This window comes from Enterococcus sp. AZ194, assembly GCF_051713825.1.
In the GTDB taxonomy this organism is placed as follows: Bacteria; Bacillota; Bacilli; order Lactobacillales; family Enterococcaceae; genus Enterococcus_K.
The window spans coordinates 83862-105163 of record NZ_JBIOQR010000002.1 but is presented as its reverse complement, the minus strand read 5'-3'; the positions used below and the strand labels follow the sequence as shown (position 1 = coordinate 105163).

At 36.1% G+C, this 21302-nt stretch carries 18 protein-coding genes; 1 reads left to right on the top strand and 17 read right to left on the bottom strand.

The window, feature by feature from the left end; translation table 11 throughout:
* Positions 1–707: 707 nt before the first annotated feature.
* The 6 genes from IGI37_RS19050 to IGI37_RS19025 form a co-directional block, all read right to left on the bottom strand.
* Positions 708–2123, bottom strand: a complete 1416-nt coding sequence (locus IGI37_RS19050; protein ID WP_438763778.1) for an ISLre2 family transposase — start codon at positions 2121–2123, stop codon at positions 708–710.
* A 269-nt stretch (positions 2124–2392) separates the two neighbouring features.
* The gene (locus tag IGI37_RS19045; RefSeq protein WP_438763777.1) at positions 2393–2776 is read right to left on the bottom strand and encodes a DUF3021 domain-containing protein; all 384 of its coding nucleotides are present in this window, start codon (positions 2774–2776) and stop codon (positions 2393–2395) included.
* Between the two features lie 12 nt (positions 2777–2788).
* The gene (locus IGI37_RS19040) at positions 2789–3238 is read right to left on the bottom strand and encodes a LytTR family DNA-binding domain-containing protein (RefSeq protein WP_438763776.1); all 450 of its coding nucleotides are present in this window, start codon (positions 3236–3238) and stop codon (positions 2789–2791) included.
* 573 nt (positions 3239–3811) lie between these two features.
* A complete protein-coding gene (locus IGI37_RS19035) occupies positions 3812–4699 on the bottom strand; it encodes a helix-turn-helix domain-containing protein (protein ID WP_438763775.1) in 888 nt (295 codons plus the stop codon).
* Between the two features lie 781 nt (positions 4700–5480).
* Entirely contained in the window at positions 5481–6227 is a 747-nt protein-coding gene (locus tag IGI37_RS19030) for an ABC transporter permease (RefSeq protein WP_438763774.1), read from the bottom strand.
* Positions 6227–7078, bottom strand: a complete 852-nt coding sequence (locus IGI37_RS19025; protein WP_438763773.1) for an ABC transporter ATP-binding protein — start codon at positions 7076–7078, stop codon at positions 6227–6229. Before IGI37_RS19025 ends, IGI37_RS19030 begins: the two co-directional genes overlap by 1 nt.
* Positions 7079–7396: 318 nt before the next feature.
* Between IGI37_RS19025 and IGI37_RS19020 the strand changes: the two genes are divergently transcribed.
* Positions 7397–8269, top strand: coding sequence for a helix-turn-helix domain-containing protein (locus IGI37_RS19020; protein WP_438763772.1), 873 nt, complete (start codon positions 7397–7399; stop codon positions 8267–8269).
* A 103-nt stretch (positions 8270–8372) separates the two neighbouring features.
* On the opposite strand, the gene IGI37_RS19015 is transcribed toward IGI37_RS19020, so the two are convergent.
* The 11 genes from IGI37_RS19015 to IGI37_RS18965 form a co-directional block, all read right to left on the bottom strand.
* Positions 8373–8933, bottom strand: a complete 561-nt coding sequence (locus IGI37_RS19015) for a zeta toxin family protein (protein WP_438763771.1) — start codon at positions 8931–8933, stop codon at positions 8373–8375.
* A gap of 111 nt (positions 8934–9044) precedes the next feature.
* On the bottom strand, positions 9045–9509 hold the full coding sequence (locus IGI37_RS19010) for a PTS sugar transporter subunit IIA (protein WP_438763770.1): 465 nt from the start codon (positions 9507–9509) through the stop codon (positions 9045–9047).
* A gap of 121 nt (positions 9510–9630) precedes the next feature.
* Entirely contained in the window at positions 9631–11055 is a 1425-nt protein-coding gene (locus IGI37_RS19005; RefSeq protein ID WP_438763769.1) for a PTS transporter subunit EIIC, read from the bottom strand.
* Positions 11056–11073: 18 nt separating this feature from the next.
* Positions 11074–12003 carry a nucleoside hydrolase gene (locus tag IGI37_RS19000; RefSeq protein ID WP_438763768.1) on the bottom strand — a complete coding sequence of 310 codons (930 nt, stop codon included), beginning with the start codon at positions 12001–12003 and terminating at the stop codon, positions 11074–11076.
* Positions 12004–12505: 502 nt separating this feature from the next.
* Positions 12506–13288, bottom strand: coding sequence for a DeoR/GlpR family DNA-binding transcription regulator (locus tag IGI37_RS18995; protein ID WP_438763767.1), 783 nt, complete (start codon positions 13286–13288; stop codon positions 12506–12508).
* 187 nt (positions 13289–13475) lie between these two features.
* Positions 13476–14612: a trans-sulfuration enzyme family protein gene (locus IGI37_RS18990; RefSeq protein ID WP_438763766.1), complete on the bottom strand. Its 1137-nt coding sequence runs from the start codon at positions 14610–14612 to the stop codon at positions 13476–13478.
* A gap of 13 nt (positions 14613–14625) precedes the next feature.
* Positions 14626–15207: a hypothetical protein gene (locus IGI37_RS18985; protein WP_438763765.1), complete on the bottom strand. Its 582-nt coding sequence runs from the start codon at positions 15205–15207 to the stop codon at positions 14626–14628.
* A gap of 16 nt (positions 15208–15223) precedes the next feature.
* Complete coding sequence (locus IGI37_RS18980) at positions 15224–15958, bottom strand: carbohydrate ABC transporter permease (RefSeq protein WP_438763764.1); 735 nt, start codon at positions 15956–15958, stop codon at positions 15224–15226.
* Between the two features lie 127 nt (positions 15959–16085).
* Complete coding sequence (locus tag IGI37_RS18975; protein WP_438763763.1) at positions 16086–16997, bottom strand: carbohydrate ABC transporter permease; 912 nt, start codon at positions 16995–16997, stop codon at positions 16086–16088.
* A gap of 58 nt (positions 16998–17055) precedes the next feature.
* Complete coding sequence (locus IGI37_RS18970) at positions 17056–18300, bottom strand: ABC transporter substrate-binding protein (protein WP_438763762.1); 1245 nt, start codon at positions 18298–18300, stop codon at positions 17056–17058.
* A 21-nt stretch (positions 18301–18321) separates the two neighbouring features.
* Complete coding sequence (locus IGI37_RS18965) at positions 18322–21279, bottom strand: glycoside hydrolase family 2 TIM barrel-domain containing protein (RefSeq protein ID WP_438763761.1); 2958 nt, start codon at positions 21277–21279, stop codon at positions 18322–18324.
* Positions 21280–21302 lie beyond the last annotated feature (23 nt).

Sequence of the window (21302 nt, the reverse complement as noted above, 5' to 3'; positions counted from 1 at the left end):
ACGATTTTTCAAATCAAACGTCGGTCTAAATACCTTCTATTTCAACCCGTTGAGAAATGGTTCAACCCACTAATATCCATATGAAGAATCTTGATAGTGCACTGTTACTTAAGAGAAAATCTGAATGTTTTAAATCGATTTAGGCAATACTAGTGAACCAAGTATACAGCTTGAAAAAGGCATCTCAAACGCTTTTTTTTCCTGCTATTTAATTGAAAGGCAAACATAATCAGAATTAAATCAAATAGACTGTTCATCGTAGATTTCAGTTATTTAGATTGTGGAATGGGGGTATATGCTTGAAATGAGAGCGAGAAACATGTATTGTTATCTGCCTTAAAATTTTCTAGTTTACATAAGATACATTATGCAAAGTAGAACCGCTTTAATGATTTCATAGCAGCTTGATTTCAAGAAGCGAAGAAACAGAGAACGGAAAAAGTATACTCAACCGAATAAACTAATTACTGGAGCCTTGCAAAATAAATAATAGACCATTATGCCACCTTCTTTTTATTTTTCTATGGATAATGTATGTGTCAAGTATTTTGCGGTAACCATTATTTTAGAATGATAGGTACGGCTCTATTTATATTATTTCACTTTCCTACCGCGCTTCGCTTGGTTGAATTGTGTCAAGTAAATCATTTTTGCTAAAAATAATTTACTTGACACAATTGCCATTTGGTAGGGCATTATGAATTTTTTTAACTACATAATCCGCGAATCAGTTTTCCCATGCCCGTTGATGTTTTTTCTTTTCCTGTTACATGTCCGTATTGAATGCCTACATGCTCTTCAAAACGATTCCAACGCTTACTAGTCGTATTTCTTAATGCTTGTTGGTAGCGTTTCTTCAACGCGTCTTCCGCTTCTGCTGGTGCATAATCTGTCATCAAGCATTGTTCAATTTCTTTGTTTTTTATACTTGATATCACTCGCACCATGGCTTCAGCTCCACTCTTTGTCCAATAGCGTCCTTGTCGTTTCATTCGATAGCTGTACACTCTATGATTGCTTTCACAGGTGCCTATGCATTTTTGAATCCCAGCTAAATTTCGTTGTTCAAAAGGTTGTAGCCACTTCCAGTTTCTAGTTAAGTAGTTTTCTAATAGACGCAGAGATTCTCGGTTTTTTTCTGTGTCTTGCTCGTCCACTAACAGGCTCGCCGCCGTATCTAACGCTACAACGACCTTGTCCCAACTATAAGCTTGCCAAATAGCCTCCATTAGATACGGCTGTAAATCTTTGAAGTTAGAGAGTCTTTCTTTAATTTTTCGATTAACATGGTACGCGTCTAAAAAGAATTCATGCCGTCTACAATTTCCCGCTAGCTCTTCAAATACATTTTTTTCAAAGCCTGAACCACCATCACTATTACTGATGACAATGGTTTTTTCAAGGCGATACGTGTTTGCTAGGTACTCTTGTGTTTCTTTTAGTGCTTGCTTACGGCTAAGGCTTACAAACTCATGATAATTTTTCAACTGTCTTCGATTTTTCCCGACTGGTCTTGAACCTTCATATACTTGAAATCGATAAATTTCTAATTGGTTTTTTTTCTGACCTTTAATTTGAATACCGTCTCCTTCAATGTAAATCGCTGAAGGTCTTCTCTTTTTATCTTTTCTTTCATCATAGCGTTCTTCCGCCGTTTGTTGGCTTTTAATTTCTTCACCCACCTGTAAGACCAACCGGTTTATTTTTCGATGACTCATGGTGAAGGAAGTCAAGAGTTCTATGGCTTTCTCACTATTCCGATACGTCATTTTGTTGGCAAGCTCCGCAACATTTCGTTTGAGTAAATGACTGTACCTATCATGGCTTTTCAATCCTAAAAAGACATCTAACGCATAAACTGAAGACTCGCCTTCCTTGATGTATCGCCTTCTACGGAATTGAATTTCGCCGAATACTGTCAATAATTTCCGATCGTTCTTTTTTTCTATTTGATACCCTTGTTTTTTGTATTCTCCAATTAAATCATCATCTATTTGTTCAAAGGCCATTGTGATGATTTCTCGGATCAAATTGGCAAGATAAATGACTAATGCTTTTTCTTTTGCAATAAAATGCGATTCACTCTTTAAAATTTCTGCAATTTCGTTTACAATAGTTTCCATGAAGACCATCCTCTTATTGTTATTGGCCGCTAAACCTAACAATTAGAATAATGGTCTTCTTTCTTTTTTTCAAATCTTACCGCAATATATTTTACACTTAGATGGATAATCTCTGCGTAAAAGGCCTTACAATCGAAAAAGATAAAAAACTGAGCTGCCTTATAAAGCTTCTATACTAAATATCTTCTAGATTGATTAGGCTATTCCTTGCTATTTTATGCTACATAGAAAATCAACTCATTCCGAGAATATAGGGATCAGCCTAGTCTTTATTGCCTACCTAGCTTTTTATTCAGCTGTTCCAATTCTTTTTTTTCGACATAATAAAAGATGGCCCAAATAGCAAGATAAATTAGTGCAAACATTACTGAAGCACTTAGGATAATTTTTAATCGAAAAGGAAACCAACCACCTAAATGAGCTACGAAGAGAAAAGAGAGATAGCTGCCACTGAACTGAATGACTGATTTAGTTAAAAGTGCAAGTTTGGTTGCCCCATAAATGGACGAGCAAACTCCGATAAGAAGGCCTAATATCAATATTAGGAGGCTATTTTTTCGAACCTCTTCGTTTGCGAAAATACTTCCGCTAATGAGATAAAGCATACTGCTGATTCCAGCTCCTATTAAACAATTTTGAATGATTTTTTTCATTAAAAATTCCTCCTAATTCATTTGTCTTAGTATTTTTTTGAGTTCTGGTAAATATCGTCTGGATATGGAGTGTCTTTCCCCTGATTTTAAAATCGCTAACATATTCCCTGAAAATGAGTTCTCCAATTTTTGCACTTGCTTCAAATTAACCACAGTTGATTTGGTAATTTGAACAAATTGTTGCTCATCTAACATTCCTTTTATTTTATACAACCGGCCACGAAAAGTGATGTCTTTTCCCATAATAGTTGAGATAACTAATTCATCAGAAAACACCTCGATCAGCTCAATCTCATTCATTTTAATTAGCTCTAACCCTTCATTTGTTTTTATAGTCAATGTGTCATTCTGCTTATTACCTGCTAGCTGTGTATAGATTCCTTGGGCTAATTCATTGGAAGGTGCCTCGATGAGTACTCGTATATTAGCTAGTGTTTTATTGATATGTATCTTAATATCCATTTTTTTCTCCTCCTAACAAAGTTTATTGTACACGATACCTCGTATGGGGAGTTGATTTTTCTATAAGCGGTAAGAAATTTCACTCAAGCGGTCAAATTAGTTCTATAAGTATATGTAAACATCAATGAGTAGCTTTATGTTTGTATACATTAAAATATAATAGTTAATCTAAACTTGATTACTTATGCTGAGTGAAAAGCCATTATGACAAAGATATCAGATTTCTAGATAAGAAGGTATTTTCTAATTTTCAATTCAAAAGTGTGACAAGTGGTTAGTAGTAGACTATCGTTTATTCGAAAAAGAGAGGGTGACAAAACAGGTTTTGTCACCCTCTCCCTTAACATTCAGCTTTATAAATGTAGTAGTTTAGTAGTTATAGTTAAAATTTTACAAAAAGAGCTACTACTCCAAATAGTTAAGATTGTCAGTTAGAAATATTATTTCTTAGTGTCAGAAGCAATAATCGTAATCTGTTAGTAGTGTAGCCTGTTACTTTAGTCACTATTTCATAATTTACTAGAAGTACGGGTTGCTGTTCTTCATTGATTAACAGAGAGAAAAAAATGGATATTAATCTGTCAGATAACCTAACTCGATGACTAGTTCCTCAAATTCGGCTAAATTTTCTGCAGTTTGCCACTCTGCTAGTCGTTTCGAAAGTAGATGGACTAATCGGTCTTGTCTAAAAATTTTACAAACAGAAATTGCTTGACTACAGTACCTAATTGCCTCATCCTTGTCTTGTTCAAAAAATTTTAATATTCCTTTATTAAATAATAAATGAACTTGAGGAAGTAATAAATCTACACTGCCTTTGGTTTCAAATTCAAGCTGTTCTAAGACCTTACGAGCTTCTGGCAATCTTTTATGATAAATGAATGTGGAGAAACAGTTAGTCAATAAAAAATAATATAATCGATTATCGCCTCTAACTTCTCGATAGACTTTTCCTCTTTTTAAGGCAATTTTTAACAGTAGCTGGACTGTATCTATGTCAAAAATAAATAGAAACATTCCTAAGACACGTAATTCCATGTCTCCCCATAACTCACTTTTCAAAAAAAATTGCTTAATTTCTTCTATATAGTTTAATTTAGGCATTGGTTCTTTTCTATTTAAAATAGCTAAATTTTCAAAAAAACAGCCAAAAAAATAGTACCAATCATATGTTTTTTGACTTTTTTTAAAATGTTTTTGGGATTCTTTTAGAAGATTTTCAACATCTTTTTCTTTGTTTAATCTCTCTACTGTATCTAAAATGTGAGCGTATTGATCCCGCCAAGTTCGTTTTTGGAGATATCGAAATTCTTCGATAGTTGTATTGATTTGTTCTAGACACACAAAAAACTGATCAAGTGTCAGCATCGTCTTCCCATTTTCAAAACGTGATAGTTGAGCAGTAGAAATTCCATGTCCAGCAGCCTCTAACAAAGTAAGGCCTTTGTTTTTTCTTATCATTTTAAATGTCTCTCCATAGTCCATTCAGTCATCTGCTGCCAAAATCCTATAAATAATTCTAAATTTTTTTACACGTAGTAAGCCCATCACAATATTAGATTAACCAACTAGTTATTCTTCATTCGTAATGAATCTATAGATACGGTAGGGCTTTCTTCTTCAAGCTGATTGATACAAGTGATAGAGATCAACCTTAGCTATTTTTCATCGGATTGACTAAAAATTTATTATTTATAGACATTACACGTTTGACAGATTTACCTCCCTCTCTTTATTTAATGCGCATCTTTATAGTTATATGTAAGATAAATGATGAATTAACTGTTACTAAATTAGTTCTACACCTATGTTGTTGCATCTTTAACTAACTTTTTAGATACTCAAACAGCTTGAGTAGTAAGAGACCGGGTACAGTTGTACCTTCTTGTTATGAATTTGATTTTTTTCAGTAGAAATCAAACTTTTTTAAAGTATTTACAGTTCTAATAACGAAAGTGATTTAGTAAGTAAAAAAAATAGTAACAAGAATTTTTATATATAATAACGTAAGTTAGAGAACTATGTCAATATTTTAGTTTAAATTTAAATCGAACAAAAAACTTTATAATTTAAGCTTTTTTAATTTTATAAAAGGGGCATCATTTATACATGAATCGCTCGTTTTTTTTTTTCATAAAAAAACAAAAAATGTCCAAAATAACTTCTCCAAAAAGAAGAATATTTTGAACATTTTTTTATTTTTATCCTGGATTATTTAAAAATTATATACAGGCGATTAAATCTAGTCCTTCTCAAAGCCGTTTCGTTTATATAACCATAAGAAAAAGAAGAAGCTGATGACTAGAGCGACAGCAAAGGCAAGTAAGTCAGTGATAGACAGACGACTTGGTTGATTTAGAATCAAGTTATCTAGTATCTGATTGACCTTCGATAAGTAAAAATAATTGTTAATTTTTCCCATAATTTCGATTTTCCCTGCTAACATTGGAATCATCATCATGATGAATGTCAATGGCATCGGAATCAAAGAAGCAGTCATTTGGTCTTTAACAAAAAGTCCGAAGCACATTCCCAATAAACTACTGATAATGATTGCTACTAGAGAAAAGAGGATGTAAAGAAACAAATTAACCATATCTATTTGTTTAACTAGAATGGGAATGAAAATCATTTGAATGGCTAATGTGCTGACAATCGCCGGCAATAGACTGCTAATAAGGTATTCTAACGGCCGAATACTTGAGACCATCAGGGTACGCAATGTGTGTTTTTCCTTTTCTTCTGCCATTAACATAGCCGGAATTGTAATTGCCACGCTACCAATGTTGATCATACAACCCATTTGTCCAATTAATAAGAGCATTTCTTGAGGTAGTGTATCACTCTCAACTTGCATTTTGAAGATTAAAGGCATGAATAGCACCATAAATAATGGAATCAGCATGTAAGTTAGAACATACGAGTTACGTAACATCAATTTTGATTTAAATAGAGCGAGTGTATTCATGCGTTTTAGTGATTCAGTCATTAGACTAGCTCCCTTCCTGTAACTTTTAAGAAGACTTCTTCTAGAGAAGGCTCCGTTGAGTGAATGCTGACTAATTGTTTTGATTTGATACACTCATGAATGATTTCTGCCGTATTGGAGCGACTGTCATCCAAAGTTAGGGTAGATTGATCATCTAAAATAATTGAATACTCTTTCTTCTGATAGTATTTTAAGCTTAATTCTGTGGGTGTGCCAAATTCCACAACTTCCCCATCATTCAATAAAGCCACATGATTACAGAGTTTAGACGCTTCATTCATATCATGCGTAGTTAGAAAGATGGCCATCCCCGCTTGTTGCATCTCTAAAAGAACTTTATGTACTTCAATCGTTGTCGCAGGATCTAAGCCACTGGTCGGTTCATCTAAAAATAAAATTTGTGGCTGATGCAATAAGGCACGTATCAAGATAAGACGTTGCTTTTGACCTTTAGAAAGCTTCCCTGCCTTTGTTTTCTTATGTTTGTCTAAGTTCATTCGAGTCAACAAAGAATCAATTTTATCTGTTGAAACGTTTAATAGCTTAGCATACAACGTTAAATTTTCCCAAACTGTTGCATTCTCATAGACACCACTGTTATCAGTAACAATCCCAATATTTTGGTAAATATCATGTGTCAAATCACGGCTATCTTTGCCCAATAAAGTTGCTGTCCCTGATGATTGACGTAATTGCCCTGTAACAATTTTGATAGTGGTTGTTTTACCAGCTCCTGAAGGGCCTAAAAAACCGATGATTTCTCCTCTATGAAGTTCGAAGCTGATGTTTTTTAAAGCGGTGTGTGTGGCAAACTTTTTTGATACATTTTGAATTTTTAAAACAGTTTCCATATCATTCTCCTTTAGTCAGTTATTGGATATCCCTGTATTTATTCTATCTGTGATGAGCTGAAAATAGGGAATAAAGAAAAAATGTTTTCAGCTTTTCTATAATTCGTAGCGTTATTTATGGTAAAATTTTGTAAAAGGAAACTATAGTTGTCAAATTTCATTATTTTCTACCTTAACTCAATGAGCGACTGTCTACCTTTATTAAGTAGATATTGTGGAGCAGGCGTAGGAATGAGGATGAGGGCGTTCATTAATTTTTGGGAAAGGTTGCCTTATTTACTTATTTGACAATTAGAGGAAGACATAAGGAGTAAAAAAATGGAGTATTCGGGAAAAACTTATAAATATTTTAGAGAGGCCAAAAACTTTTCTGTTACACAAGCAAGTGAAGGGATTGTTTCTCCACAATTTTTACGTAAATATGAATCTGCAACATGTGATATTAGTATGACGAATTTTTTTCAGCTGCTAGCCAGAATAAATGTCACACTGACAGAGTTTTTAAATATTTACAACGAGGACATATTCGATATCTGGTTTGTTAAGTGCGAAAAAGCATTAGATGGTATCGGTCGGCATGATTCCATAGAAGCAGATAGGCTACTTGATGAGTGGCGCGAGTTAGCCGAAAAGAATCCAGATATTCGGTTTACTTTAATGTTAAAATGTCTGGAACACCTCTATTATAAACGATTTCATCAAACAGAAAGTCTTTGTTATAAAGAAGTCACGAACTATCTACGAGAAGTGGAAACTTGGGGGAATTTCGAGTTTTTTATTGCTACATATACGGACTTTCCACTGTCAACCGAAGAACTTTTAATGGTTGCTAATAAAATATTAAAAATGAAAGAAAAATACAGAAATAGTGGTCATATTGTGTATGACTTTTTAGTTCATGTCGGTAGTCATTTCTTCAATTTGGGAGATTTAGAAAAAAGTAAATATATATTAGAGAGCTATTTTTCGATATTTCATAAAAAAGACCAAATTTTTTTCATTTCATTTGAAATCTATGCTCGTTTCTATTTAGGATTAATAGAAATGCATGAGTATAACATTCCTGAAAATAAGTCGTGTCTAACAATCATTTCCACGCTCAATATGTTTGATACGTATACGGGATACGCCAACTTTATGAATATGGCGTATCAAAAAGAACGGGCAAAAATTATGGCGAAGAATCAGTAAGAGATCATGACTAAACTAAGGAATATCCCTGCCCTTTCTAAAAAGCGTGCACGATTATTTGCCCAAGCCAAGGCAGACAATCGCACACGCTTTTTTGTAGAAACTAATTTTTTCTACTATTATATGAGAGAAGAAATGGCGGATTACCGATAGTATGCAAAACAGCTGTCACAGTTTGGTCGATAGTCAAATCAGTGGTTTCAATTACATGAGCCTCATAGTTTCCTAACTGACTAAACTGCCCCCACATCTGCTCGACAAGTGTGGCATTTTCCCTATCTGACAGTTTTTCTCGTGTAACAGCCCGTCTAAGTGTCTCTTCTTTGGTTGCTCTCAATATAAAATAATTCACTTCAATACCAGCCAAGGCTAATTCTTCCCAGGGTTTGATGAACCAAGGGCCGATAATGCCATCCACTACTACATCATAGCCGCTTTCGGCAAAATGGCGCGCTGTTTTAACAATCGCATCTGTCACGACTTCATTTTGTTTTTGTGCTTCGGGTAAGTGTGGCAAAACAGCGCCTTTTTTCAAATAATGATAAAAGTCATCCGTGTGCAAATGAATACTTTTTTCCCGCACACTGAGATTTGCGACATTCGCTGAAACGGTTGATTTCCCAGTTCCTGGCGAACCTGTAATTAGAGTGATTCTAGGCTTCATGAGGTAGTCTCCTCCCAATATAGATAATTTTTGAGGAGACCTAAACGCACTAGCTCCTCGTAGAATAAGTCTATTTTACTGTCAAAAAGGTTGGAATACTAGCTGAAATATTCATGATAAAACAGCGATTGGCGTGATCCCAGACAAATCAAATTTTTCTTTTTGCTCAGGAGTTATATTCAAAAAGACAACAATAATATCCGTCTTTTTCTCGCGTTGAGTTAATAAATCTAAATCAATCACCGCAATTTTTGTGGTAGCTGTTACCTTATCACCTACTTCAACAAGGGAGGTGATCCCTTCGCCGTTTAATTCAACCGTATCAATGCCCATATGGATGAGTAGCTCGAGGCCGTTTGTTGTTGTCATTGTAATCGCATGCTTAGTTGAAAAGATACTGGTAATCGTCCCTGTGGTAGGCGCATATATTTCGCCTTCTGTTGGAATCACCGCAAAACCAAAGCCCATCAAACCCGTTGAAAAGACGGCATCTTCGACCTCAGCTAGGGGAATGAGTTTGCCTTGTACGGGCTTAGAAATGACCGTCTCTTTCTTTTTTCTAAATTTTTCAAACATTGATTTTCCTCCTCTAAAATGGAATTCAAAGAAGAGCAAGAAATCTCCTACTCTCCTTTGAATTCCCTAATTAATTGGCCAAAAATCGGGTGGCCTATCATCTATACAACCATCCTTTTACTCATGCTTCTTGAAAAGTGAAAAATGTCAGCAAGAAGGAAATGGCCATCGTTGCTAGACTAGCTATTGTGGCAATCAGTACAAATGAAGCATTTCCCGTTTGTGGATTAATGAATCCCCCAATACCTAAAACACCAATGGTACTGGCAAAATTATGCACGCCCATCACAGCAATAATCAGTGCACCCACTGCGGTTCCAATACAAGTAAACACAAACCTTTTCTTCACAGGTAAGGTAATCCCATAGATTGACGGTTCAATAATACAGAAAAAGTCAGAAATCATTGCTGGAATACAAATTTTCTTAACATCTGGATTTTTGGTTCGTAGATAGACAGCGAATACAACAGCCATCTGCGCTAAAGGAGCAGTAAAAATCATGGGTAATAAGTAATCTGAGCCGGTTGTTGCTAAGTTGTTTATACCAATTGCTACAAGAGGCCAATGAAGTCCTAAAATAACTAGTGGCGTATAGAGACTGCCGATAAATAAGGCCGCGACAATTGGCGAGAAGCTAAACAAGGCTAAAATCGCACTAGAAATCAAACTGCTGCCAATATTGGCAATCGGACCAAATACTAATAGGGTTGCTGGGACTCCGATTAAAAGAGTTAAGAAAGGCACAAATGTAAAATGGAGTGATTTTGGAATATAATTTTTGACCACTCGTTCTAGTTTTGAAATGAAAAACATCGATAGAATGATTGGAATAACAGTTGACGTATAGCCATTTTCAGGAAAAATAATCGGTATCCCTAAAAAAGTACTATGGATATCTGTTTGGAAAATGGAGCCACTGAACAATTGGTAGAGAGAGTTTGATCCCGTCAAATCAGGAGAAAGATTGGGAAAGACTAGTGACGCCCCAACAATCATACCGATAAAGGGATCTGAGCCGAATGTTTTTGAACTCGTATAGCCTAGAATAATTGGAAAGAAGGTGAACAAAGCATACCCGATAGAATTTAAAATCACAAAGGTTCCGTCTCCCGGACTGATAAACTTAAAAGCAACGAGTAAGGATTGCACGCCTAAGATTAAAGAGCAGCCAATCATCACGTTCATGGTTGGCGTGATAATCTTAGTAATCGTATCAATGAAACGATTCAGTAAAGTCTTGTTATCTTTGACTTCTTTACTTTCAAGCGTGCTTGCGTCAATCTCTTGCGCACTTGAGATTGATAATTTGGGTAGTAGCTCTTGGTAGATTTCACCCACTTGCATTCCTACCACCACTTGATACTGACCATTTGAAGACTGAGCAGTCATGACTTGATCGTTACCAATCAAAGCTTCTCTATCAACTAAGCTGTCATCCTTTAGTGTAAATCGGAGCCTCGTTATACAGTGCGTCAAAGCAATAATATTGTCGTCGCCACCAACATTTTTAATAATGAATTCATTCAAAGAATCATATTTTCCCATCTCTTAGTCACTCCTCCTCTAGATACTAGTTATAGTAGATAATTTCTCAAACAGATCCTCCATCAATTTGTCTCTTTCAACAAAGTACACATATTTAATAAAATGACGTCTAAAATCTTGGCTATAATAATGATTATCTTGCATAATCGGACTATGAACGAGTTTATCCTTCATGAAGTCCTCACTCAGCAACCAACCGATTGGCACAACATCCCATAAGGCTCTAGACCAAACTTTTCCACCATTTCTCAAATTTGTTATTTGAGCTTCTTTTTTTGTTTTCTCAACCATATAATCACAGAAACTATTTTTGCCGCGTAACCAATATTCTAATTCAGGACCATTCGTTGAAAAGGCCGAAATAACCCCCATCCCAGGAAATTGGACTAATGGCATCGGTGTATCTAACAACACGCGTGCAGCAACTAAGTCCTGGCGACAATTGAACGACAGATTGTTGTGCCATTCATACCCCAATCCTCCAAGCCATAAAACAACAATATTCTCAGCAATTTTGGGTTCTAACAAAATAGCTGTCGCAATGTTTGTTGCTGCAGCTATTCCAATCACATATAGAGGATGCTCTGGACTATGTTCTAAAGCAGTATGAATCAAGTGTTGAACCGCGTCTGAAGACTGGGCTTCATGATTCACTAAAAAATCAGTTGAGCCTTTAAACGTTATTTCTTTAAATTCCGGACGATTTAATAGGGCATAAACATTTAAAATTTCCTCATAACTTTTCTCCATACCTTCTTCAGGACTTCTCGAATGATGGTTTAAAAATGGGGCTGCATACACGCCTAAAATATTAAATCGATCTTCTGATTGAATCATATATGCTAATGCATACTGATCATCAATCTCATTAAATGTATCGGTGTCTAAGACCACATCAATTTTGCCCACTGGCTTCTCTAGTTGTTTGATAATCTGACTATTGTTCATTGTAAAAATCCTCTCATTCCTTCGACATTTCGAGTTTAAGCGCTTTCTCCATTATAGAATAATCTAAAATTTGGTTTAAGTCAAATAGATTTTGGTTTTTACAAAAAAATAAAAGGAATTTGGGAATAACTCAAAAAGTTATGTCCCAAATTCCTTTTATCAGAATAAATAATAGGCATAGAAGTACCTCCATCTTCACTACGTAAAAACCATACTCCGATCTCATCAATCTCTAAAGGTGAAACACCTTAAGAATTGAAGGACGTTGTTCCGCTCTCAACAACTTCTACGCATGAGACATGCTAGAGTTGAAGGTCTTCACTGCGCAAAAAGACTCCGATCTCATCAATCTCTAAAGGTGAAACACCTTAAGAATTGAAGGCCGTTGTTCCGTTCTCAGCAACTTCTCTGTAGGTCACATGCTAGAGCAGATGGTTCTTATTGATGTTGCACTGTACCTATCTGGTTCTCGAAGCGAAACGCTTCTGTCCCGACCTCTTTATTAAACGGTTAAAATAGTGACCTTGTTAGCCTCTAATATCTTCCGTTGCTCATCAGAAAACTTAATTTCTGTAATGATTACATCATAATCAATGGCGGTATTGACACGCCACATAGCGATACTAGGATACTTAATTTTTTCAACCAACAATACTCTTTTTTGTGCGTTTCGCATGATTTCATTTTGTAAATCGGCATCCTGTTCCTTATACGACATAACCTCTAAGTCTTCATTCATAGCCCCAGGACTCATAAACGCGATATCCGCCTTTAGTTCTTTCATTTGGCGAATCGTAGTTGAGCCAAATGAATTTTCCTGACTTAAATTGAACTCCCCACCAAGAAATACTACATGAAGGGGTAGCTTATTTTCTTGAACATAATTCATGATACTAAAAGAATTCGTGATGATTGTCACCCCACTAACCAACTGCGGATATTGACTAAGTGTGTGAACCAACATAACTGAAAGACTATTGTGCTCAATGACAATCACTTGTTGAGGATGAATCAACTGACAAGCTTCCTCTGCAATTTTCCTTTTGACCTTCGCATTAATCTCTTTTCTAAAGGAATACGGGACTTCTCTTGAAGAAGTTGTATGTGATAAAGCCACACTTCCATGCGCTTGAACCACTTTTTCAAGCAACTGAGAAGATTTCAAATCATTTCTAATGGTTTCTGTTGTTACATCTAGGTATTCTGCTAATTCAGCCACAGACATTATCGGATTTTCACTTAGGATTCGGATAATTTCTTGTCTTCTTATATCTGCTTTTCTCATTTTAATTTTCTCACCTCACAAACGATTACTCACTATTACCTAGTATATAACAGATTCTTGTGAAAAGAAAAGACTGGATTACTTTTGGATAAAAAAACAAGTCTACAAAAATCAGATTTTTCATCTGACTTTGTAAGCTGTTTTTTTGTTGCCTGAAAAGTAAGGCTATAATCCTTAGACAGCCTAGTTACAGTATTTCCAGTGCTTGTTTCAAATCATTAATGAGTAAATCGGCATCCTCTAACCCAACATGAATTCGAAGCAAATTATCGGGAACACCAGGCTGAGTTTTATCGACCGTTACTTTGGCAATTAAACTCTCATAGCCACCCCAACTCACACCATGTTGAAAATAGTGCAGTTTGCCTATAAACTGATTAATTATTTCTTCAGGATAATCCAACACGATGCTGATCAGACTAGAGGTGCCTGATAACTGTTTTTTACCTAATTCATATTGTGGATGACTTTCTAACCCTAAATAAAAGACTCGTGCTACTTTTTTTTGTTGTTCTAAAAATTTAGCAACAGTTAAAGCTGTTTCCTGATGTTTCATCAAACGTAAATCTAGCGTTCGCATCCCTCGAATTAGTAACCAAGCTTGATGTGGATCCATCACAGCACCAAACAACGCTCGCTCGCCTTCTATCATAGGATCAACTATCTCTGCTCTACCAATTAACACGCCACCCAAAATATCGCTGTGACCACCTAAAAATTTGGAGGCTGAATGGACTACTAAATCAATGCCATAATCTAAAGGATTTTGAAAAATAGGGGTTGCATACGAGTTATCGACGATGGTCGCAATCCCTCTTTTTTTACACATTTTCGCTACCTCAGACAAATCTTGAACGGTATAGATAAAACTTGATGGACTTTCAAGATAGACTAAACTTGTCTGTTCAGTCATAGCATGTTCTATTTCTTCTAAATTATTTCCAGTGACAAATGTAATCTCCACACCAAATTTCTTAAGATAGTTAACTAAAAAATTTCGTACAGGACCATATGCTGTTTCAATACAAATCACATGACTATCTTTTTGAATAAAATGCATAATCCCTGAGGAAATAGCACCCATACCTGAAGAAAAACATAAGGCACGTTCTCCGTTTTCCAAGGCGGCTAGCTTTTCTTCAGCAACGGCTGTTGTAGGATTACTAATTCGTGTATAGACATACCCCTCATCTTCTATATGGTTAGAGCTTGTTTCTTGAATAAACAGTGAGGATTGATAAATCGGTGGATTGGTTGCTCCACGAAACTTATCATATTCGTCTTTATAGTGTAATAATATTTGGTTTTTGCTTGTATCAGTCATTAAATCTCTTCTTTCACTTAGTAAGACCGTATTTTTTCCATCCAGGATAGACTAGCTTGGTGTGGAAAAAACCAAGTCCGATTGGAACAAATAGTAACATAAAAGGGAACTTTGTTAGGACAACAAGTGCCCCTAGTAGTAGAAAGGTTAGCAAGCACATTTGCGGCAACCGAATCAAACTTAAAGCTAAACACTTACTCAGTAATGCGCGGTTAAGTTTTGGAAAACCCAAATACATTCCGATAGTTGCTTGCAACACAGCAAAAAGGATTAAAAGTAGATAAAAAGTACTCGCTCCCCTAAGAAGGACATACCAGTTTTTTTGAAGTAGCGGTTCTAGAGAGGCATTTAAATAGTAAATAAGCATTGAGAAAATTAACAGGCTCTCTAGCAACAACCCTTTAAAAAAAAACTTTTTTAAATTTTCAAAAAAAGCTACATAAATCCGATCATCATTTTTTTGGAGATATAGACCTAGAACAGCTATATACACAGGCATAATCGTGAATAAGGGGAGACTGAATAAAAGAATTAAACCTCCAAGGATTATATAATCTGCTGCTTTGTTTAACTTTGTTTCATCTGATGGAAACATAGACTGCCTCCTCTTTTTAGTCTTTGACTGCACCAGCCGTCAATCCAGCGATTAGTTGCTTACTTCCAAAAAGAAAAATAACTAATAACGGAATGGTGGCTAATAAAGTTCCGGCCATTACTAACGAATAATCCACCGAATATAAGCCTTTCAATTGTGCCAACTCCAACATCAATGTAAATTTGGATTGGTCATTTAAAACAATTAATGGCCACATATAGTCATTCCAGGTACCCATGAATGTATAAATACCTAAAAACGCTAGTGACGGACGAAGAATCGGTAAGACAATACTTCTATAAATCCGAAAATTACTTGCCCCATCGATGTAGGCTGATTCAATTAAGCTATCCGGAATAGCATCTTCTGCATATTGTTTAATCCAAAAAATCCCAAATGCATTAGCCATCCCAGGAATAATCAAAGCTTTGTAAGAATTTATCCAGCCAAGTTTATCCATAATCGAGTATGAAGGAACCAATGTTAATTGTCCTGGAATCATCATGGTTGCCATCAGGATAGAGAACAATAGTTTTTTCCCTCTAAATTTATACTTTGCAAAGGCAAACCCCGCCAAAGAATCAAAAAAGAGGATAAGAGTCGTATTGGTCACTGCCAATAACGTTGTATTTTTAAAAGCTCCTACAAAATTAGTCGTTTCAAATACTGTTTTAATATGCCCTAGCAGCTCTCCTCCAGGAACCAAATTAGGAGGGAACGTCAGCACTTCGTTCGTATTTCTGGTAGCCATTACAATCATCCAATAAAAGGGTACTATCGAGATAAATACACCAATTAGTAGAATAAAATTAAATAAGAGCTTCATCGGAGTCTCTCGCTTCATTTTTTGCCACATTCCTTTCAACAAACACGTTTGATTATTCTAGTTCTTTTTTCTTTCGACCATTAATCACAATGGCATTAAGCGCTGAGAAAAAGCCAATCAAGACAACTAATCCCCACGATAATGCTGCACCATAACCAAAGTTTCGTTTTAAGAAGGCTTGATTATACAAATATAACACTAAGGTCATGCCGCCACCTTCTGGTGAAGAGTTTGTTCCTAATAATACTTGAGGTTCAGTGAAAATCTGGAGTCCCCCAATAGTAGACATAATGACTGTAAAGAAGATAATTGGTTTCATCAACGGAACGATAATATGTCTGAACGTTTGAAATGTAGAAGCACCATCAATCGTGCTTGCTTCATATAGATCTAATGGGATTTTTTGTAACCCAGCCAAATAGATAACCATGTTATAACCAGTAAAACGCCACATAACCATTAACGAAAGAACCACTCGAACCAACATAGGATCATTCATCCACCCTTTAGGCTCCAAATGAATGAGCTTCAAAAACGCATTAATCAATCCATAGTCTGTTCCAAATAACGAGCTAAAGATAAGTGCAACTGCCACCACAGAGGTGATGTAAGGTAAAAAATAAGCAATCTTATAAAAAGACTTGTGTTTGATGATTTTTAAATTCGTGATATAAGCCAGTCCTAACGCAAAGACAAGCTGAGGGACTGTCGACATAACCCAGATAATTAAGGTATTCCAAATAGAACGCCAAAAATTCATATCTTGTAGCATTCTCGAAAAGTTCTCAAATCCGATATACTGGAAATTTCCAATTCCATCCCATTTGCTAAGTGCTAAAACAAACGAGAAAATAATAGGAATTAAACTAAATGCTATAAATAATAAATAGAATGGAGATATAAAGACGTAGGCTGTTCGCTCTTGGCTTTTTGAAACGCTGCTTCTCTTTTGTTTTTTATTCATAGTTAATTCCTTTCACCCCCTCTCCAAGAAATCTCAGAGAGGGATTATTTCAACTTTTTTACTGTTCAGATACACTGGTTGCTTCAGAAACGGCATCTTTCCATGCATCATCTGAATTTTTCCCTTGCGATTCAACTAGCTTTAATTGAGAAACAATCGCATCAAGCGTTGCTGCTTCACGTGGATCTACATACACGGTCTTGATTGCTTCTGCAGATTTAGACAAATATTCATTTGTATTCTGACCACCAAAAAATTCTTCAGGCTGATCCATGACTTTTTCAGAGTAAAGCGCAGGTGTACTTGGGTAAATATTCAAGTCGCTATAGTTTTTCTCTTGACTCTTTATTGACACCAAATAGTTGAGCACTTCTACTGCTTCTTTTGGATGTTTGCTTGCTTTAAAAGCACTCATAAACGAACCGCCATAGTTTGCAGATCCTCCAGGAATCATTGCCACACGCCATTTGCCACTTGTATCAGGGGCGGCATCACTAACGTTTGTTCGTTGCCAAGAAGCACCAGGCATGGACGCTATCTTATTTGAGTTCATTGCTGGGGCCCATTCCGCGCTACCGCTAGGAACTTTGGCCGTTAGTCCTTCATCAATTGCTTTAATCGCTAAATCCCAAACCTTCTTTATATGACCATCATCAACAATCAGTTTGCCATCTCGATCATAGTTAAACTTATCTTGTTGTAGATAGGCTGTGTTAAAAATAGATAAAGCACTATCAAACATGTACGCATCTGTTTTTTCTTTCACTTGCTTCGCTGCTGCAAAGTACGTATCCCAATCATTTATTTGTTTGCTGACTTCTTCAGGAGTATTTGGTAATCCAGCTTCTTTAAAGATATCTTCTCGGTAAAACAAGCCCATTGGACCAATATCAACTGGCATAGCAATTAAAGCCTTACCATCTGGAGTTGTACCCAAGTCCCATTTCCAATCTAAGTAATCTTTTTTCTTACTTTCTGCATCATAATCTAATAAGTTAATAAACTTATCACTATATTTATAATAAGGAGTCATTGAGAACATCATAGCTATATCTGGACCATTTCCTGAATTAAGTGACGTATCAATTTTTGTTTCGTAACCGTCTGAAGGTAACTTTTTGAATTCTAGATTATAATCAGAAAACTCTTCTTTGGCACCACTAATCACATTATCACTCATAGAATTTTGATAATACCAAATAGTTAAGTTGACTTTTCCGTCATCTTTGGCGCTACTGGAACCACAACCTGTAACAAATAGACCTAATGCCGACAACAATATTACTAGTACTCGCTTTTTCATCTTTTATCTCCTTGTGTTAATTTATTTTTTCTCATAGAGTGATTCAATGAACAACTCCATGGAGAATTCAAATGGCTCTGTTTTTAATTTATATTTTTCAAGAGGATTGGGACCACAACTAGCACTTCCAAGCCCATGTTGTCGCCAATCGTAATGGAAAATAGCATACTCCTTTTTATAACGAAGCAAATCCGCGGCGTGCTTGCAGTTTTCAATATCATCTACTTCGTATGGCAAAATTGAAAAGATAAAAGGGGACTCTCCAGTAATATGAATCTTCATATGTTCCGATAACAATTGACAATTTTCTGTATCAGAACGACTCCCACTTTCTTGTGGCACAGTGTAGTCAAAATTCATTTCCTCTAACGAGTGTGAATACCAACCAAATAAAGTATGCTCTTTGCTATCGTTATAGGATTCTCCTGGGCCACGACCTAACCACGAAATCGTCTTTGGTGACTCTTTCCACCTAAAAGTAAGTCCAATCCTAGGTAACGTCTCTGGATAATCATATTCTGGTACACCCACCACTCGAATCGTAAGACTACCTGTATTTGAAATCATGTAGGTATAGTGCATATTGATTCCCCAACGCAATACAGGGGGTGCAATTCTAGAATGAATGTCAATTTTCACATAGTCTTTAAATGTTTGAATTTCATAGGTTTTCAGTTTACTAGTTAACTGGTGAATCCGACTTTTTCGCCAATCATGCACAATATTCATGTCATTGTTAATTGGTGCCCGCCAAAAATCCATACTTACAGGTGTTTCTAGGAGCTCTTCCTGATCGACATTAATTTGCTCTAAAAATCCGGTATAGGTATTGAATTCGAAAACTTTATTTCCTACTTCAACCGAAGTTTTTTCTCCAACCTCTTTCACTAATAATGAAGAGCTTGGTGTTTTAGCTAGGCTGCTCGTTTTCTTCTGTAAAACATCTTGTCCGTAAGCTAAGACATGTCCCTGAACGCCCCATTTTGCCTGTTCTGCTAATGAAACAGAGAAGTTTAAAATGAGCGATTCTTCTTGTGGCAGATTCTTTAACTCACTAGATAAATCAACACTATAGTATGCAGTTTTTAGACTCATCCAATTATTTTTAGGAACCTCTCCAGTAATTAATTGACCTTTTTCAGAAACCACTTCCCACTGTAAAACAAGTGGCTCTGGTAGTTCAAATGTATTCACGTCTTGGATAAAAATCACATTTTTAGTATGAGACAGTTTAAACGGCTCGATAATTTTTTTATACTCTAATAATCCTGGACTTGGACGTCTATCTGGTGTTAATAGGCCATCAATAATAAATTCTCCGTCGTGTACAACTTCACCAAAATCGCCTCCGTAAGCAAAATACTCCTGGCCATCTTCATTCATCTGACGTAAGCCGTGGTCAATCCACTCCCAGACAAAACCGCCTTGGATTGATGGATAGGTTTCAACTGTTTCCCAGTATTCTTTAAGAGACCCAGGCCCATTTCCCATAGCATGCGCAAACTCACACAAAATATGAGGAACGCTTGGATTAGTTTCTGCTCTCTTTTTAAGTTCATCAATACTGGTGTACATGGTGCTATAGATGTCCGCGATTTCTAGTGCTTGGTCTCCTTCATAATGAATAAATCGGGTAGAATCGATTGCGCGAATGCTTTCCCCCATCTTACAAAAGTTTTTACCAAAACCACTCTCATTGCCTAAAGACCATAGAACAATTGATGGGTGATTTTTATCTCTGTGAACCATTCGATTGCCTCTGTCAACATAGGCTCCTTGCCAATCAGGATCGTTCGCCAACTGATTTTCAATTCCAGCCGAACCTAGCCCATGCGTTTCAACATCACATTCATCTATCACATATAACCCATATTCGTCACACAAATCATAAAAATAAGGATGTGCTGGATAATGTGACGTTCGAACAGCATTGATATTATGTTGTTTCATTAAAAGAACATCTTGTAGCATCGTTTCTTTGGTGAGTGCTCTTCCTGTATCCGGATGAAATTCATGTCTGTTAACGCCTTTGAATAATAGCGGATATCCATTTATATTAAGCGTTTTCGTTAGTGTAAGTTCTCGAAAGCCTATCCGAATCGGTAAAAAATACTGATTATCTAGACTAATTACTAACCAATACAAATTAGGTGTTTCTGCCGTCCAAGGGCGAATATTTTCAACTATTTGCGTATGTGCTGCTCCTTTTGTAAAGGTCACTTTGTCTTCAGAGAGTAATTTCTTCTGCCCATCATAAAGCGCTACTTTTGCATCAATTACTTCACTCGTCAAGGTATGCGTAATCTCAATTACACCTTTTTCTCCTTTAGGAATAGCGGTTACAAAAATGTCATCTAACCGTTGGCTTGGCTGAGAGTGAATATACACATCTCTAAATAGCCCACTCAACCACCACATATCTTGGTCTTCCATATAAGAGCCGTCAGACCATTTCATCACTTTTACATACAGCTCATTGGTGCCACTTTTTAATTCATCAGTTATCTTAAATTCAGAAGGAAGCCTACTTCCCTTACTCATTCCCAAATATTTATGATTGAGCCAAACCTCAAAGTAAGAATCGACCCCTTCAAATTTCAAAAAGTGATCCTGGTTATTTGTCGGCGTAAAGTCGAACAGCTTCCGATAAATAGCACTCGGATTCTCATCCGGCACAAAGGGTGGATCTGTTGGAAATGGATAGTTAAAGTTAGTATAGATGGGCGATCCATAACCCTGTAGCTCTAAGTGACCTGGCACTAGAATCGGTTGCGCTTTCATTTCTTCGTTCAAAAAATCATTGCTCGTTCGCTTATCACAATAAGAAAGTGACCACTCTCCATTTAAGGATAGATAGTTCAACGAGTGCTCTTCTTCATAGCTCAATGCGTTCTTCATAGAAGCGTAATAAAAAAAGTGACTACGATTCATATATCGATTGATACTTTGTACTTTGGGATTTTCAAATAGTTCAGTCATCAAGCATTCCTCCTTTTTTTTAA

What these genes read in the sequence shown, in the direction of transcription:
- IGI37_RS19050 (WP_438763778.1), bottom strand. Translation starts at nt 2,123, where the DNA reads ATGGAAACTATTGTAAACGAAATTGCAGAAATTTTAAAGAGTGAATCG.
- IGI37_RS19045 (WP_438763777.1), bottom strand. Translation starts at nt 2,776, where the DNA reads ATGAAAAAAATCATTCAAAATTGTTTAATAGGAGCTGGAATCAGCAGT.
- IGI37_RS19040 (WP_438763776.1), bottom strand. Translation starts at nt 3,238, where the DNA reads ATGGATATTAAGATACATATCAATAAAACACTAGCTAATATACGAGTA.
- IGI37_RS19035 (WP_438763775.1), bottom strand. Translation starts at nt 4,699, where the DNA reads ATGATAAGAAAAAACAAAGGCCTTACTTTGTTAGAGGCTGCTGGACAT.
- IGI37_RS19030 (WP_438763774.1), bottom strand. Translation starts at nt 6,227, where the DNA reads ATGACTGAATCACTAAAACGCATGAATACACTCGCTCTATTTAAATCA.
- IGI37_RS19025 (WP_438763773.1), bottom strand. Translation starts at nt 7,078, where the DNA reads ATGGAAACTGTTTTAAAAATTCAAAATGTATCAAAAAAGTTTGCCACA.
- IGI37_RS19020 (WP_438763772.1), top strand. Translation starts at nt 7,397, where the DNA reads ATGGAGTATTCGGGAAAAACTTATAAATATTTTAGAGAGGCCAAAAAC.
- IGI37_RS19015 (WP_438763771.1), bottom strand. Translation starts at nt 8,933, where the DNA reads ATGAAGCCTAGAATCACTCTAATTACAGGTTCGCCAGGAACTGGGAAA.
- IGI37_RS19010 (WP_438763770.1), bottom strand. Translation starts at nt 9,509, where the DNA reads ATGTTTGAAAAATTTAGAAAAAAGAAAGAGACGGTCATTTCTAAGCCC.
- IGI37_RS19005 (WP_438763769.1), bottom strand. Translation starts at nt 11,055, where the DNA reads ATGGGAAAATATGATTCTTTGAATGAATTCATTATTAAAAATGTTGGT.
- IGI37_RS19000 (WP_438763768.1), bottom strand. Translation starts at nt 12,003, where the DNA reads ATGAACAATAGTCAGATTATCAAACAACTAGAGAAGCCAGTGGGCAAA.
- IGI37_RS18995 (WP_438763767.1), bottom strand. Translation starts at nt 13,288, where the DNA reads ATGAGAAAAGCAGATATAAGAAGACAAGAAATTATCCGAATCCTAAGT.
- IGI37_RS18990 (WP_438763766.1), bottom strand. Translation starts at nt 14,612, where the DNA reads ATGACTGATACAAGCAAAAACCAAATATTATTACACTATAAAGACGAA.
- IGI37_RS18985 (WP_438763765.1), bottom strand. Translation starts at nt 15,207, where the DNA reads ATGTTTCCATCAGATGAAACAAAGTTAAACAAAGCAGCAGATTATATA.
- IGI37_RS18980 (WP_438763764.1), bottom strand. Translation starts at nt 15,958, where the DNA reads ATGGCTACCAGAAATACGAACGAAGTGCTGACGTTCCCTCCTAATTTG.
- IGI37_RS18975 (WP_438763763.1), bottom strand. Translation starts at nt 16,997, where the DNA reads ATGAATAAAAAACAAAAGAGAAGCAGCGTTTCAAAAAGCCAAGAGCGA.
- IGI37_RS18970 (WP_438763762.1), bottom strand. Translation starts at nt 18,300, where the DNA reads ATGAAAAAGCGAGTACTAGTAATATTGTTGTCGGCATTAGGTCTATTT.
- IGI37_RS18965 (WP_438763761.1), bottom strand. Translation starts at nt 21,279, where the DNA reads ATGACTGAACTATTTGAAAATCCCAAAGTACAAAGTATCAATCGATAT.